Here is a 14870-nt window from a genome sequence, read left to right on the forward strand (position 1 = left end):
TCGGTGTACCGTTCTAACTAGGCCGCCGGCCTTCCACCGGATGGCCCATTCAGCTGTCGGCCGGCTACGCGGATTCGTCGTAGTCGGCTGATCTCGTTGATTCGACGTTCTGCGATGCGGTCGGCGGCGGCCGTGGTTGAGATTCCGTTCTCCACTGCGCTCGTGAGCACCTTCAGGGTTCGGTCATAGGTCTGAACGGTACGGGTACGGGCGCGCTTGAAGTTGAAGTTGGTCAGCTCTTCCGCCACCTGGATGACGCCACCTGCGTTCACGCAGTAGTCGGGTGCATAGGTGATCCCAAGCTCAGACAGTCGCGTCTCGATGCCAGGGTGGGCCAGCTGGTTGTTCGCCGCCCCGCAGATGATCTTGGATGCGAGCTCGGGGACGAGATCGTCGTTGACGGAGCCGCCGAGGGCGCACGGAGCGTAGATGTCGAGGTTCGACCTCACGAGCTCTTGCTCAGAGCTCACCACCTGCGCGGTCGGATGGAGAGTCGTCAGGCTGGCTAGAGCCTTGCTACTGACATCGGTGACGACCACGAAGGCGCCTGCTTCGAGGAGCAATTTGGTGAGGTGCTTGCCGACCTTGCCGACCCCGACGATGCCCACCTTCCGGCCTTCGAGGGAATCGTTACCCCACACGTGCTGTGCGGTCGCACGCATACCGTGAAAAACCCCGACTGCCGTGAGGATGGAGGAGTCGCCGGAGCCCCCGTTCTCCTCGGTCCGGCCCGTCGCATAGGCCGTCTCTCGTGACACGACGTCCATGTCAGGGCTGTACGTGCCGACGTCGCACGCCGTGTAGTAGCGGCCTCCGAGGGTTTCGACGAAGCGGCCGTATGCCCGCAGGAGGGCTTCCGACTTGTCGCGCGACGGGTCGCCGATGATGACAGCCTTGCCACCTCCCAGGTCGAGCCCGGCAAGCGCCGCCTTGTAGGCCATTCCCTTCGACAGGTTGAGGGCGTCTGAGAGAGCGTCGGACTGGGAGGCGTACGGATAGAACCGGGTGCCTCCCAAGGCCGGCCCGAGAGCCGTCGAGTATATAGCGATCACAGCCTGCAGGCCCGAGTCCGCGTCGTGGCAGAGCACGACCTGCTCGTGCTCGCCGCCAAGGGCGCGGCCCAAGATCGTGTTGGCGTCAACCATGCCTATACCTCGCAATCATGAGCAAGACGCTCACCGCGCAGTGCTCGACTGACCAACCAATGGATACTTCGCCTGTCTCACGCGCCAGCGGTCGTCAGGTGACTCCCGCCGCCCAACAGCCCGTCACGGAGTCGTACGTCTTCGCCCCCGTGACCCCGCTTGCGGAGAGCAGAGCCGACTTGGATACGCGAGCGGACTCCGTCATAGGGAGCTGGTCGACGAATGTGAAGTACCGCGGAACCTTGAACACGGCGAGGTGTCGCCGGCAGAACGCCAGGAGCTCGTCTAGGTCGACCGATGCGGGCTCCACGTCGGGCCGCAGTTGCAGGTAGGCTTTGATCTCCTCGCCTACTCGGTCGTCGGGCACGCCGACCACGGCAGCCTCGGCGACGAGGTCAGACAGGCGCAGCACCGATTCGACCTCAGCGCAGGCGACGTTCTCCGAGTTACGGCGCACCATGTCCTTCATCCGTCCGACCATGTAGAAGAACCCGTCTTCGTCGCGACGGAACAGGTCGCCGGTGTGAAGCCATCCGTCCCGAATCGCCTCGGCGGACGCGTTGGGATCGTCGTAGTAGCCCGTCATCTGGGCAGGCGAACGCAGAACTAGCTGCCCGGTCACTCCGGGAGCAACCTCGACGCCGTTCGCGTCCACGACTTTGGCTTCGCAGAAGGGAGCTGGCAAGCCGCACGATGCCGAACCCACCGTGACGTCTGCGTTGAGCGGCATCACCAGGGCCGGGGCAAGCTCGGTCATTCCGTAGCTCTCACGGACTCTGGTCCGGAAGCGTGTCTCAAGCGCGCTGTGTCGGGCTGGCTGGAAACCAAAGGTCGTAAGAACGGCCAGTTCGTTGTCAGCATCCACGTCGGTCTCTGACGTCTTGAACATTGGGTCGAAGTAGAAGCCCGCGTTGATCCGATGTTCGCGCACCCAGCCGAGCCACGAACTCGCGCTTGGCCGGCGCGCGCAGAAGAGGGTCGCCCCGCGTCGGAGAGCGAACATCGCGAGGAACTGACCATCGACGTAGAAGAGCATCTGGTTGACCAACACTCGGTCCACCGGAACGTCGAGATAGCCATCCCAACTGACGGCTGCGATCGTCCAGTACCTGTGGGTCAACATGCAGCCCTTGGGGAGACCAGTAGTGCCAGACGTGAACTGCACGTTCAGAAGGTCGTCGGGCCGCGCTGTCCATCCTGGACGACAACCGGTGGTCTGACGTGTGACCTGATCGCGAAAGCTGTTGCGCATCCCCTCGGAGAACACCGTCACACACGCGAGGTCACCACGTTCGTGGCGCTCCGTCACCGCCGTCGCGATGGCATCGTGCTGAGGATCCAAGATGAGGAGGCCTGCTGCAGATGTCTCCACCACGTGGAGGACTTCTCGCGGTGTGTATCGGGCATTTACCGGGACGATTGCCGCCCCGATGATGGCGAGTCCCAGCCACGTCTGGAGGTAGAGCGAGCCGTTGGGGACCATGACAGCGACCCGGTCACCGTGCCGGACTCCGAGTTCGAGGAGCGCGTTCGCGGCGCGGTGGGCGCCGTCTCGCACCTGCCGGAATGACCAGTTATCTTCGTCCTCGAAGAAGGACCAGGCCATCCGGTCGCCGTGCGCTTCTGCAGCCGTCTCCAACAGTTCGATCACCGTCGATGGAACATGAGTGCTCTCGATGTCTGCGCGACGACGTTGCCATCCTCGCGCAATCTCAGTTCTTGTCAGCGCCTTGTCATGTGTGGGAAGGAGTTCGGCTGGGCCTGAATCCCAGGCGCCGTGCACGTCAGTTTCCAGAGACATTTGTGTTAATTCTCGTCGTAGGGGTGGGGTTCGGGAAGTAGGAGGACCAGCCACGTCGCGACCATCCCCGGCTTCTCCGACCCTTCGAGCTCGACCGTGGCCTCGTACGTCACCAGGTATCCGTACCCGCGCTCTCGGGCGTCCGCGACGCGCAGGCGCAGTCGGATGCGGTCGTGGAGGGTTATGGGCTTGGTGAACCTGACACGGTCCAGCCCGTAGTTGAAGCCGTACCAGCGACCGATCAGCTCGGACGACATCCAATCCAGCAGCCCGAGTACGTTGAAGCCTTCGATCAGGCCGTCGGGGTAGCCGTCGCCGAGTGACTCGCCGTACGAGCGGTCCAGATAGGTGCCGAGGTAGAACTGCTCCGCTCGTTCTGGTTCGATCTGGACCCAGTCGCCGACGAACTCGAGACCCACTGCGCCCGGGAACTCGGTGAGATGGGACGGCACCTTGGCCGTCGTGTTTGGGGCGCTCATGTGTCGCTGCTCTCCTCGAGTTGAGTCGCGAGGCCGCGGATGACGGCGTCCAGGCCCACGGTGAAGCTGCGGTCCATGGGTCGTGTGCGTCCGGATTCGTAACGCATCATGAACGCGTTGTTCTCGAAGGTCTCCTGGTTTCGTGTTACGGCTGGATACGCGTTGGGGTCGAGATCGCGCATCTCGCTCGCGAACTCCTCACGCCAAGCCGCGGTTACACCCGCCGGCTCCGCGGACAGTTCGAGCGTCGTCCAGCCAAGGATGTATCCGATGATCGTGTTGTAGGCATCGAGGAGGCCCGTCTTCTGGAAACCCGCGCGCTCAAGGACACCTAGAAGTCGCTCGACCATTGGCATCGCGGTCGCAGCGACCACCATCTTGCTTCCGGCGACCATCGCGATTTCAGGGTGTCGGTGCAGGGCGTGACGACAGCGATGGGCGACTTCTTTGACCCATTCATCCCACGCCATCTGGTGCTCGTCCGGCAATCGGACATCGTCGAGTACTCGAGATGATGCTGCTGCAAGCAGTTCCGATTTGGACCCTGCGTGCCAGTACAGAGCTGTCGGGTAGACGTTGAGCCGCTCGGCCAGCGCTCTCATGGTGAAGCCATCGAGGCCGTCTTCATCGATCAGCTCGATGGCAGCGACGACAACGTCGTTGCGCGTGAGGTTTGAGCGCCTCCCGGCCTTCTGTCGTGCGGCCTTTCGGGTGGGCTCTGCTGTCGTCATCGCTGGCTCCTCGGCTCGCTGTGGAGCCCCTTGTGTTTCGCCAATGGCGGCCTGTTGCCCCGGTAGTCTTCGATGCAGCGGGCGAGGCGTTCGACGTCGAGACGGTACGCGGTCCATCGGTCGATTCCTTCGGTAGTCTCGGCGTTGACCAACGCAGACACGATCGCTTCCTCAGTCGCCTCGATCGCGGCTTCGAACAGGGGTGCGGTCGCGGCGTTCGTCAGCGTTTGAATCGTGACCGGAGTTCGAGGGTCTCCAAAGTCGTAGCCTGCCGGTGGCTGCGGAGCTGTCGAGAAGGCGAGCGCCATGTCACCGCTGAGGTTGTGTGCGTACGCCCCGTTCCTGGCAATGCCGAGAGTTGCCCGGTGCGCGAGACGCTCAAGATGTCCCGGCAGGAGCGGGGCGTCTGTCGCGACGACTACGAGGACGCTGTTCTTGTGCGGGGACTCGGCCCGGTCGAACCCGGTCGGACCCAGCGGGATTTCGTCAGTGGGGATCAGACGTCCGACGGGCACGCCTGCGACTTGGAACTCCTCGCGCCCTCCGTGATTCGCTTGGACGAGAATGCCGACCGTGTAGGTCTGGTCGGCGATCTCGACCCTGCGCGACGCGCTGCCGATTCCGCCCTTGAATCCGTGGCACACGTTGCCTGTTCCGCCGCCGACACTTCCCTCGGAAAAGTCAGAGGACGCCGTCTGGAGAGCTTCGAGGACGTGTTCGTCGGTGACGTGCATGCCGCTGATGTCGTTCAGGAGGCCGTCAAACGTCTCGCCGACGACGGGCAGCCGCTCGATGGCTCCCCGGCGTGCGACCTCGAACTTGATCACCGCGTCTCGGACGGTTCCGAGACTGTGGGAGTTGGTGGTCAGGATCGGGCCGTAGAGGCATCCGGTCTCGCGGACGAAGGACGTTCCGCTCCACTCACCAGCGCCGTTCAGAGCGAAGACGCCAGCGAATCGGGGCTCCTCCCAGACGTCACCTGGATGCGGGATCACAGCGGTGACACCCGTCCGCACGGGTCCTTCGCCCACGGTGAGGTCGCCGGACCCGCGAACGATCGTGGCGTGGCCGACTCGACAACCCTCGACATCGGAAATGGTGTTGCGTGGTCCTGGCTGGAGTCGGCCGATGACGATGCCGTGCTCGCGCAGCAGGTTGCTCATCGGTCGATCACCGGTTGTCCGACGTACTTGAGAAGCCAGTCCACGACTCGCTGGTACACGTCGAGCGCCTGGTACGGGGACCCTGCGAGCAGGAAGAAGTGGCTGGCGTCCGGGTACCTGACCAGTTGGACTGGGACGCCGCGAGAATGCAGCGCCTGGAACCACTGTTCGCCCTGCCCCATGGGGCACCTCAGGTCGTCCTCGCCCTGCAGGATGAGCGTCGGAGTTTCAACGTCTCCACAGCGACTGATTGGGGAGACATCCCTTAGTCGGTCGTACGACTCCCACAGGGGGCCTCCGGCTGCCCAGTAGCTGTAGACCGATCCGGCATCGCTGCCCTGCGCGGCGACCTGGTCGCAGATCATCACGCCGCAGGCGGCGGCGCTGAATCGCTTCGTGCGGCTGGTCAGCCAGGAAGACAGGTAGCCGCCGTAACTGAAGCCGGTTACCGTCTGGCGCGCGGGGTCAACCAAGCCCTCGTCGATCAATGTGTCGAGCGGCGCCAGAATGTCGCCCTCGTCGGCGAACCCCCAGTTGCCGTCCGATCCCAGCATGAAGTCTTCGCCGTAGCTGGCGCTGCCGCGCGGATCCACGCACAGCACGGTCCATCCCATGCCCGCCAGCACCTGTTGGTGCAGGAAGTGCTCGTTGAGCCGAGGAGCCCAGGAGTTGTACGGACCGCCGTGCACGTCGACCACCACCGGAGTCGGCCCAGTCACGTCGTCGCGGCGCATCACGTAGCCCTGAAGCTGGCGGCCATCCGGCGCAGTGAACGTACGCACCTTCGGCTGGACGAAGGTCACCTCTGGCAGGCGCTCGCTGAGATAGTCGGACAGCCTGCGCTCAGCTGTGCCGTCGTCGAAGTAGAGGTCGGCGATCGAGTGCGCGTCACCAGCGATGAACAGGACGCCGAAGTCTGAGTACCGGGCGGCCCGGACGTCGCGGTCTCCGCCGACGAGTTCGACCGGAGTGCCGCCGCGCGCGTCCACCTGGAGAAGTCGCGTGCGAGCGTTGCGCCACTCGCCGAAAAGAATGGTCGTCCCGTCCGGTGAGTAGTGTGCCTGAAGGTGACTCTCCCAGCCCGGCATGTGGTTGCTTCGATGGTTGGGCAGAAGTTCGCTGACTCGTCCGTCTTCGACTCGGACATTCCAGAGGTGTGGCTCCGCCAGCCCCCAACGGTCGGATCCGATGCACAGCAGAGTCGTCCCGTCGGGAGACCAGTCGACCGGACAGAGTCGGGCGTCGGATGGGGTTAGGTAGCCGTGGTCCTCGCCAGCCGCAGATACGAGGCCGACGATCTCAGGGCAGAGAACTGACCCGACAGTCTTGTAGTCGTGTGTGGTGTAGGCGAGGGCGGCACCGTCTGGGGACCAAAGCGGTCCGCTGCAATCGCGATCGCCGTGGGTCAGTTGCCGGACCCCTCCGGCTGCGAGGTCGATGAGGAAGACGTGCTTGCGAAGGCCGCGGCGGAGCCCGAACCCGTCGAGCTTGTAGCCCATTTCCTCCACAACGACGGGCGCCTTGGCCGCGATGGGCGAGTTGTTCGGCTCCGGGGATGCGGCTGTGTCGACGTACGCCGAGAATGCGAGGAAGTTGCCATCCGGCGACCACGCGGCGGGATCTGCTCCCCATGGCAGTTCGGTGAGCTTGGTCGGCGCTGCGCCTGGCTCCAGGGTGACGACGTACACCTGCGCTCGGCCGTCGGCGTCGAGTCCGAGGTAGGCCAGTCGCGATCCGTCTGGGGAAAAGCGGGGGGCTGAATCGGATGGACCGGCAGTGAGCTGTCGCCGGTCACCGTCGAAGGTTCCGATCCAGATGCTTGATGCACGGAGGTCGATGTCTCGGTCCGCCTGGGTCAGGACGAACGCGTAGGCACTTCCGTCAGGCGCAAACTGCGGGTCGCTCGGCACTGCCAGGTTGTAGAGGTCGTCGAGCCCGAAAGGGCGGCTTTTCATCGCGCTGCTCTTCCTTCCATCTGACACTCGCTGCGGGAGCGACTTACCCGTCGATGTGGGGGGCGTAGTGGCACGCCGATGTGTGCCTGTCACCGATCGTGAGGAGAGGCGGTCTCAGACTCGTGCAGTCGGAACGCTCAGCGTGCACCCGGGGGCCGACCGGGCAGCGGCCCGCGAATCGACACCCTGCGGGCGGCTCGTGCATGTCGGGCGGGTCTGCGTCCAAGACCTCTCGGGCAGCGCGCGCGGAGACGACCTGAGTGCCGTTGCTGGACCGGGCGCCGGCTTCTCCACGGCGGGTTGATCCCGTCTCCACCGGGCGGACGCGGGGCACGGCATCGAGCAGTGTCCGCGTGTACGGGTGCTGGGGGTCGTGAATGAGCTGAGCAGTTGGTGCCCTTTCGACGACCTCGCCGGCGTACATCACCACGATGTCGTCGCAGATCGCACTGATCACTGCGAGGTCGTGAGAGATGAACAGCGTCGTGAGGTTGTCTTGGCGGACTGCCGCGTTCACGACGTTCAGGACCGAACCCTGCACCGATACGTCGAGCGCTGACGTGATCTCGTCGGCGATCAAGATCCGCGGACGAGCCGCTAGAGCGCGTGCCAACACGACGCGCTGGCGCTGGCCCCCCGACAACTTGGCCGGCCGAACGGTCGCATAGCTGTGGTCCAACGAGACGAGGTCAAGCATGCGCAGCGCTTCCTCGCGCTGGGCTGAGCGGCGCCGCACACCAGCTGCCGCGACGCCCTCGATCACGGAATCGCCGATCGTCATCCTGGGGTCAAGGGAGCCGAACGGATCCTGAAAGACCATCTGCACTCCCGGAACGGGCCGGTGGTTCCGTCGTGGAGTGGCGACCACCTGACCGTCGATAACGATGCTCCCCGACCGCAGGGGCTGTAATCCTGCGACAGCTCGGCCCAGCGTGGACTTTCCGGATCCAGATTCGCCCACGATTCCCATGACCCGCCCAGCACCAACCTTGAGGCTGACCCCGTCGAGCGCAGTGAACGGGCGGCGGTAGTGTCCGACCTCGACAGTGACGCCTCGGACTTCAAGCGTGCTCATCGCGACAATTCCTCTTCGCGGGCGTTGTTCGGCTTCGGTTGGAGCACCGGGTGCCAGCAGGCCGCGCGCTGGCCCTGGCCGTATGTCACCATCGGCGGCCGTTCGGAGTGGCATTGTTCGTCTGCAAACTCGCAACGCGGCGCAAACGGACATCCGACGGGAACCGAGCGCAGACGCGGTGGCAGGCCAGGGATCGTCGGCATCGGACCTTCGCGGCTGTCCGAGACGTCGGGCACGCTGGCGAGAAGAGCCCTGGTGTACGGATGCACGGCATCGGCCGCCAACGCATGCGCCGGCAACTCCTCAACGATATGCCCGCCATACATCACCAGCACCCGGTCACAGCGCTCGGCGACGACCCCCATATCGTGGGTGATCAGCAACAGAGCCGTGCCTTCTTGACGGCGGACATCGTCAAGAAGGTCGAGCACCTGCCGCTGCACCGTCACGTCGAGGGCCGTGGTGGGCTCGTCCGCAACAATGAGACGCGGTGTGACCATCAGGCCCATTGCGATCATGACGCGCTGCCGCATCCCACCGGAGAACTCATGTGGATACTGACGCGCCCGGACACGAGGTGCAGATATCCGCACGGTTGCGAGGCGCGCGATGGCCCCCGTCGTGGCGGCCGAGCGGCTTTCGCCATTCAAGAGCGCAACCTCAGCCAACTGCTTTCCGACCCGCGTGACCGGGTTCAGCGAGTTCATCGGGTCTTGGAGGACCACCGACACCGACCGCCGAAGGTGAGCGAAACGCTCCCGAGGACGTAGGGAGGCCGGGTCGGCGCCGTTGAGCTCGATGCGGCCGCCCGAGACCTCAGCCCCAACGGGCAACAGGTTGGCGACCGCCATCGCCGTCAAACTCTTGCCCGACCCCGACTCGCCCACCAGGCCGACGCTTTCGTGAGCACCAATCCGAAACGACACTCCCCGCACAGCCTCGACCGGGCCTTCGTGGTCGCGGACAACCACACGGAGCTCATCAACGCTCAGAACAACCGAAGCCGTCGTCTCGACGCGCCCGCTCGGCGTACCGACAACGGCCCTGCCCGCCCGCTTCCTCGCCGCTCCAGCGCTTGAGGACCTACCGCTCGCGACGTTCGCGAAGGCCTCGCCGACGGTCGAGAAGGTCATGCCGGCGACCATCACCACGAAGGCCGTGCCGAGTGCCTGCGCAGGGGACACGTAGATCCGTTCGAGCCCTTCGTTCAGTAGACGCCCCCAGTCGTAGGAAGGCGGCTGGACACCGAGGCCGAGGAACGAGAGAGCCGCGAAGGCGAGCAGATTCGCGCCGGTCTGCATAGCGACGTTGAGCAGGAGCGGTTCAGCGATGTTTGGAATGACGTGGCGTAGGAGCACGCGCGTACGCCGGACACCAAGCATCCTCGATGCCGTGATGTAGTCACGTTCGATGATGCCGAGCGCGAGCGTGTAGGTGAGCCGTGCGATGAACGGGACGCCAGCCACGCCGACGGCGAAAACGGCCCCCCGAACGCCGGTCCCGAAGAGCACCACCAGAAACAACGCCAGTAGCAGGCCGGGAAACGCGACGAGAAAGTCTACGAACCCAACAAGGAATCGCGACACGCGCCTGGATGCAAAGAGCGGGAGTGCCCCCAAGAACACCCCGCACGTCACCGTGATGAGCGTTGCCACAAAAGCCAGCACCAAGGACAGTCGTGTTGCGACAACGATGCGGGCCAAGATGTCCCGCCCGAGGGCATCTGTGCCAAGCAGGTGGCTGGCAGACGGGTCGGCGTACGCATTAGCCGGGTCCGTGTGGCTTGCGGCGTCGCCCAGCAGGTAGGGGCCGACCACGGCGATCAAGACCAGCAGGACGGCTCCCAACATTCCTGAGAGCGCGAATGGGTCACGGAAGACGGCCGGCCGGCCTCGGCCCCCCGGCGTGCTCGGGGTCTCAGTACTCACGGCTACCGCTCTCGGATCGAGGTTCGTGGGTCGACGATCGCCATCAGGACGTCAACGAGCAGGTTGATGACGAGAACGGCACCGCCGAACAAGATCACTTGGGCTTGGACCAGGTTGTAGTCCTTATGGAGGATCGAGGACGTCAGCAGGCTGCCCAGCCCTGGCACCGCGAAGATTGTCTCAACGAGCACGGTGCTCGCTAGGAGCCCGCCGAGCAGGAGCCCCCCGAAGCTCAGCAGCGCGGTGAGAGTGTTGGGCAACGCGTGCCGGAGGTAGAGGCGCGTGGCCGGCATCCGCTTCGCCCTCGCCGTGCGGACGAGGTCGAGATCGAGCACACGAAGTACCTCGAGCCGAACAAGCCGGGCCATCGCTGCGGCTGGTCCTACCGCAAGTGCTGCCACAGGGAGGGCGTATCCCGCTGGACTCTCGACGCCGGCGATGGGAAACCAACCGAGCTTCACCGCGAATGCGTATGCCAAACCGACCGCAAGCAGGAAGCCGGGCACCGAGAACAACAAGCCAGTCATGACCGTGAAAGCTAGGTCAAGTGCTCTCCGGCGCCCCCCTTGGGTCGCCGCGGCCACCGCCACCCCGACAGGGACGGCGGTGACCACGGCAATGAGGAACGCCAGCAGCGCAAGGTTGACGCTCACCGCCCATCGCTGCCCGATGATCGCGCCCACCGGCATATTGAGCGATGTGGAAATGCCGAGGTCACCATGTAGGAGACCGACGAGGTAATCGCGGAAATGCGGAACCAGGGGCTGGTCAAGCCCCAGGACGTGTCGACGCTCGGCAACCGCCTGAGGTGAGGCGGTCGGACCAAGTGAGTTCCGCGCAGGATCGCCGGGTACCAGGGCGACCAACGCGAACGACGCGGTAACGATTGCCAACATCGAAACGACGAGGCGGCCAACGCGCCGGCCCAGGTATCCGCCCCACGGCCCAGCGGTCGAGCGCCGCCGACCCGTGACCTCGGTTCTCGGCGACGACGCGATGGCACTCATGTGACCTCAGCCCTTCAGCCGGACGCTGGTCGGCACGAATTGTCCCGCGACGAAGCCGAACTGGGCACGCGAACCGTACGTCAGGTATTCGACCGCGGCGAACGGAACGACATCCGCATCTTTGACGAGCGCGGTCTCGGCCTTGAGCCAGTGTTCGCAGCCGTTGTTGTCGTTCGACGCCTGGGCGAGCTTGACCTCAGAGTCGTAAGTGCTGTTCGCAAGGTGGGCGAAGTTCGACCCGTCCGGAGGGGCAGCGCCCTGGAAGACCGACACGAGCTGGTTCGGCGCCGCCACGCCGAGGCCGGTCCAGGCAACGTCCCATGCCCCGGTTCCGAAGAGGATCTCGTTGCTCTGGTTCACCGCCACGCCGTTGGGCTTGACGTCCACACCAATCTGCTTCCAAGCCTCGGCCGCGAGCTCGGACGCCGAGGCAGCCCCCGGGATCAGATCCGTAAGGTAGAGGAAGGATACGGTGAGCTTGCGACCGTTCTTAGTGCGGATCCCGTCTGAGCCGACTGTCCATCCAGCCTGCTCGAGGATGGACTTGGCCTCCTCGACGGAGGTTGAGGGCAGGGCGCTCGTGATCGAGTCACCCGCGCAGGCCGGCGGGTTGCCGGGGGTGAAGGTCCTTGGCGCTTCACCGTTCCCGCTCGTGTAGACCTTGCGAATCTGGTTCAGATCCAACGCGGCGGTGAGCGCCTTTCGCACCACGTCGTCCGAGGTTACGTGGTCGTTGCCCTGGTTGAAGAACATCTCTCCGAGCGGAGAGACGTAACCAGCCGAGTAGAGGCGCTTGGCTTGGAGGCGCTTCTGATCCGCGGAACTCACGGCTGCTGCGTTGACCTCGCCCGACAGCAGAAGGTTCGCCGTGGTCGACTGGCTCGGGACGATACGGACGATCACCTTGGCGGGCGAGCCCGGCTCCTTGTTCGTGGCTCCGTCCGGACCCCAGTTGTAGCCCTCGTTGCGGACGTAGGTGTACCGGTCGCCAGACGCCGAGCTCTCCAGCTTGTACGGCCCCGTGCCGTTGGTCGTGGTGGCGAGTGACTTGCGGTCCTCGATGCCCTTCTTGCAGACGATCGGGACCAGGGCCAGGCCGTTGAGGAAGAACTGCGTATCCGCGGGAACGGACAGGGTGACGGTGCCGGCACGGTCGTCGGCCTTCGCCTTGACGCCGGCGGCCAGATAGGTGCCGTTGAGCGGACTGGCGTTCTTGGGGTCGGCCATGAAGCTGAAGTTGTCAGCCACGTCCTGGGGCGTGAGGGTCGATCCGTCGGCGCACTTCAGGTCCTTGCGGAGAGTGAAGATCCAATCCTTGCCCTTTGTCTCCCAAGAGGATGCGAGCTGGGAGGCGAAGGTCCCGTCGGCCTTCTGACTGACGAGGGCGTCGTACGCGAACGAAGCCATGGTGAGGCTCGTCCCGTCGAGCGTCATCTGCGGATCCAGTGACTGCGGGTCCGCAGCCATCGCCATCGTGAAAGTGCCGTCGGTCGGCGCGTTCGACTTGTTGCCGTCTTCGTCGCTGCTGGTGGTCGTGCAGCCAGCGACAAGTGCGGAGACCAAGAGAAGGGAGCAGGGTCCGAGCCCCTGCACACGAAACCTCGATGGATTGGACATGGTTACGCATCCCTCCGGATGTGTTGGGGGCTGAACGGGCCTTGAACGCTGGCCCAAATCCCTGTAACCCCGTACAGGATGCGTTGACCAGCGTTCTTCGTCAAGGCTCGTTGCGAAAGTTGGTGACCCCGTGTGTTTCGACGTCGGGCCCCGGCCAAGCTTGGGCGAGAGGCTCGATCACCTCGTAACCCGACCTGGGCCACAGATCGTAGATTCGGCGGGCGGTGATGCTGTGACCTGGGGTTTTCGGCGCGGGAGGTACGCACCAAAACAGGTCAGTCCTGTCGTGTCGTCGTGGCGTACGTCCGGGCGCGGGCGGTGCAGATCGTGCACTCCCAGCGCCGGGGCCGCGGGACATCGAGCACATCGGGTGCTCGTGGGAGGTCACCGCGTCGTGACCGACGGCGTGATCGTGCCAGGGTTGTTCCCCGGGCGGCAGCTCATCGGTCGTCCCGTCAGGCGCTCCGTGCGCGACGCGTGAGGTCGTAGCGGCTCACCGCAGGCGTTGCGGCAGCCACGATCTGGCGCAGTGTCTTCTCGGCGGCGACCAGCTCGGCCGGCCGGCCGCTCGGCATCGAGACCGACAGCGCGGCCACCGGCCGGCCGTTGCGCCCGAGGATTGGCGCCGCCACGCAGGAGAGCCCGAGGCGGACCTCCTGGTCGTCACGCGCGACGCCATCGCGCCGCACCGTCGCCAGCTGTGTCAGGAAGTCCTCCGGTGCTGAGATCGTCGCGGACGTGTACCGCCGCAGCCCCGAGCTGAGCACACGCTCCTGCGCGTCGGGGTCATGGGCGAGCAGGCTCTTGCCCAGGGCGGTGCAGTGGGCCGGCACGCGACCGCCGATGCGCGAGGGGCACGGAACGGGCCGGTGCCCGTGGAGCTTGGCCAGGTACATGACATCGGTGCCGTGCAGCACTGCTAGGTGGACGGTGTCGTGGGTCCGCTCGTAGAGATCGGTCAAGAACGGGATCAGCAAGTCTCGCACGGAGTCGTGCTCAGGGGAGTACACGTGACGGCCGATCTCGTGCAGCCGGCCCCCGAGGCGGTAGAGACGGTCGATCCGCTCGACCACGCCGTTTCGCTCGAGCAACCCGAGGATGCGGAAGGCCGTCGACTTGCTGAGGTCGGCGCGCCGGGCGAGCTCGCTGACCCCGACCCCGGTAGCCGCGTCGCCTCCGAACGAGATCAGCAGGCTGATGGCCTTGTCGATCGCAGCCCGATCGTCCTTGACTGCTCGCCTCATGTCGGTGGTCACGATCCGCCACCTTCCGTCACCTAGAATACTTCTCTAGTCACTTCTACGTGACATGGTGACCATGAGCAGTTCGTCAGTCAACAGTGACAATCGACCATTATAAGTGACGGCATGCATGAGTGACGAGAACCAGCTGGTAGCCCGGAACGTTCGCCGATTCCGCCAGGAACGGGGGATGTCCCTCGGTGAGCTCGCGCGCCGGTCGGGCCTGTCCAAACAGACCTTGTCCAAGGTCGAGCAAGGCATCGGGAATCCCACCGTCGAGACCATGGCGGCCCTCGCGCGGGCCCTGGACCTGACCCTGCGGCGCCTGCTGACCGAGTGGGGAAGCCCCGTCGTCGTACAGCGCCAAGAGGACGCCGAGTGGCGCTCCCGCGACGGCCGGTCGGAACGGATGCTGGACGAGATCTTCGGCTCCGGGTACGTGCGCACCCTGCTGCTGAGACTCGAGCGCGGAACCACGCGCGAAGGACTGATCGCGTCGCACGCCCCCGGCACCCTGCACCATGTCTACGTGATCACGGGACGTCTGCGCACCGGCCCGGTGACGGATCCGGTCGAGGTCTCGGCCGGAGACTTCGTGCGGTTCCCCGGCGACGTCGAGCACCAGCACGTCTGCCTCAGCGATCGGGTGGTGGCGCACATGGTCACCACGCTGCCCCAGGTCCGGCAGGTCCGCCCGCGCACGACGCGGCCGGCCTCGGAGTGACCCG

General features: G+C 65.2%; 12 protein-coding genes. 1 reads left to right on the top strand and 11 read right to left on the bottom strand.

The annotated features are described in order from the left end of the window. Window positions 1–17: 17 nt before the first annotated feature. The 11 genes from ACQPY0_RS46210 to ACQPY0_RS46260 all read right to left on the bottom strand — a co-directional run bounded on the left by ACQPY0_RS46210 (window position 18) and on the right by ACQPY0_RS46260 (window position 14157). Window positions 18–1145, bottom strand: coding sequence for a Glu/Leu/Phe/Val dehydrogenase dimerization domain-containing protein (locus tag ACQPY0_RS46210; RefSeq protein WP_432975910.1), 1128 nt, complete (start codon window positions 1143–1145; stop codon window positions 18–20). A 94-nt stretch (window positions 1146–1239) separates the two neighbouring features. After that, complete coding sequence (locus tag ACQPY0_RS46215) at window positions 1240–2796, bottom strand: class I adenylate-forming enzyme family protein (protein ID WP_432975913.1); 1557 nt, start codon at window positions 2794–2796, stop codon at window positions 1240–1242. Window positions 2797–2951: 155 nt separating this feature from the next. Beyond that, window positions 2952–3425 carry a hypothetical protein gene (locus ACQPY0_RS46220; protein ID WP_432975916.1) on the bottom strand — a complete coding sequence of 158 codons (474 nt, stop codon included), beginning with the start codon at window positions 3423–3425 and terminating at the stop codon, window positions 2952–2954. Further along, window positions 3422–4156, bottom strand: coding sequence for a TetR/AcrR family transcriptional regulator C-terminal domain-containing protein (locus ACQPY0_RS46225; RefSeq protein WP_432975919.1), 735 nt, complete (start codon window positions 4154–4156; stop codon window positions 3422–3424). The genes ACQPY0_RS46220 and ACQPY0_RS46225 overlap by 4 nt, the downstream gene beginning before the upstream one ends. Continuing rightward, window positions 4153–5319: a P1 family peptidase gene (locus ACQPY0_RS46230; protein ID WP_432975922.1), complete on the bottom strand. Its 1167-nt coding sequence runs from the start codon at window positions 5317–5319 to the stop codon at window positions 4153–4155. Before ACQPY0_RS46230 ends, ACQPY0_RS46225 begins: the two co-directional genes overlap by 4 nt. Beyond that, on the bottom strand, window positions 5316–7274 hold the full coding sequence (locus ACQPY0_RS46235) for a prolyl oligopeptidase family serine peptidase (protein WP_432975925.1): 1959 nt from the start codon (window positions 7272–7274) through the stop codon (window positions 5316–5318). The genes ACQPY0_RS46230 and ACQPY0_RS46235 overlap by 4 nt, the downstream gene beginning before the upstream one ends. A 43-nt stretch (window positions 7275–7317) precedes the next feature. After that, window positions 7318–8349 carry an ABC transporter ATP-binding protein gene (locus ACQPY0_RS46240; RefSeq protein WP_432975928.1) on the bottom strand — a complete coding sequence of 344 codons (1032 nt, stop codon included), beginning with the start codon at window positions 8347–8349 and terminating at the stop codon, window positions 7318–7320. After that, window positions 8346–10166, bottom strand: a complete 1821-nt coding sequence (locus ACQPY0_RS46245; RefSeq protein WP_432995661.1) for a dipeptide/oligopeptide/nickel ABC transporter permease/ATP-binding protein — start codon at window positions 10164–10166, stop codon at window positions 8346–8348. The genes ACQPY0_RS46240 and ACQPY0_RS46245 overlap by 4 nt, the downstream gene beginning before the upstream one ends. A gap of 113 nt (window positions 10167–10279) precedes the next feature. Then, window positions 10280–11284 (bottom strand): ABC transporter permease, encoded by a 1005-nt coding sequence (locus ACQPY0_RS46250; protein ID WP_432975931.1) that lies wholly within the window; start codon window positions 11282–11284, stop codon window positions 10280–10282. Between the two features lie 6 nt (window positions 11285–11290). After that, window positions 11291–12847, bottom strand: a complete 1557-nt coding sequence (locus ACQPY0_RS46255) for an ABC transporter substrate-binding protein (protein ID WP_432975934.1) — start codon at window positions 12845–12847, stop codon at window positions 11291–11293. 509 nt (window positions 12848–13356) lie between these two features. Continuing rightward, entirely contained in the window at window positions 13357–14157 is an 801-nt protein-coding gene (locus ACQPY0_RS46260) for an IclR family transcriptional regulator (RefSeq protein ID WP_432975937.1), read from the bottom strand. 175 nt (window positions 14158–14332) lie between these two features. On the opposite strand from ACQPY0_RS46260, the gene ACQPY0_RS46265 reads away from it, so the two are divergent. After that, entirely contained in the window at window positions 14333–14866 is a 534-nt protein-coding gene (locus tag ACQPY0_RS46265) for a helix-turn-helix domain-containing protein (protein WP_432975940.1), read from the top strand. Window positions 14867–14870: the final 4 nt, after the last annotated feature.

The sequence above is a fragment of the Dactylosporangium sp. CA-233914 genome, from assembly GCF_050942935.1.
GTDB lineage: Bacteria > Actinomycetota > Actinomycetes > Mycobacteriales > Micromonosporaceae > Dactylosporangium.

Coding starts and splice junctions, on each gene's coding strand:
- ACQPY0_RS46235 (WP_432975925.1), bottom strand. CDS start 7,274: ATGAAAAGCCGCCCTTTCGGGCTCGACGACCTCTACAACCTGGCAGTG.
- ACQPY0_RS46230 (WP_432975922.1), bottom strand. CDS start 5,319: ATGAGCAACCTGCTGCGCGAGCACGGCATCGTCATCGGCCGACTCCAG.
- ACQPY0_RS46220 (WP_432975916.1), bottom strand. CDS start 3,425: ATGAGCGCCCCAAACACGACGGCCAAGGTGCCGTCCCATCTCACCGAG.
- ACQPY0_RS46210 (WP_432975910.1), bottom strand. CDS start 1,145: ATGGTTGACGCCAACACGATCTTGGGCCGCGCCCTTGGCGGCGAGCAC.
- ACQPY0_RS46240 (WP_432975928.1), bottom strand. CDS start 8,349: ATGAGCACGCTTGAAGTCCGAGGCGTCACTGTCGAGGTCGGACACTAC.
- ACQPY0_RS46225 (WP_432975919.1), bottom strand. CDS start 4,156: ATGACGACAGCAGAGCCCACCCGAAAGGCCGCACGACAGAAGGCCGGG.
- ACQPY0_RS46265 (WP_432975940.1), top strand. CDS start 14,333: ATGTCCCTCGGTGAGCTCGCGCGCCGGTCGGGCCTGTCCAAACAGACC.
- ACQPY0_RS46250 (WP_432975931.1), bottom strand. CDS start 11,284: ATGAGTGCCATCGCGTCGTCGCCGAGAACCGAGGTCACGGGTCGGCGG.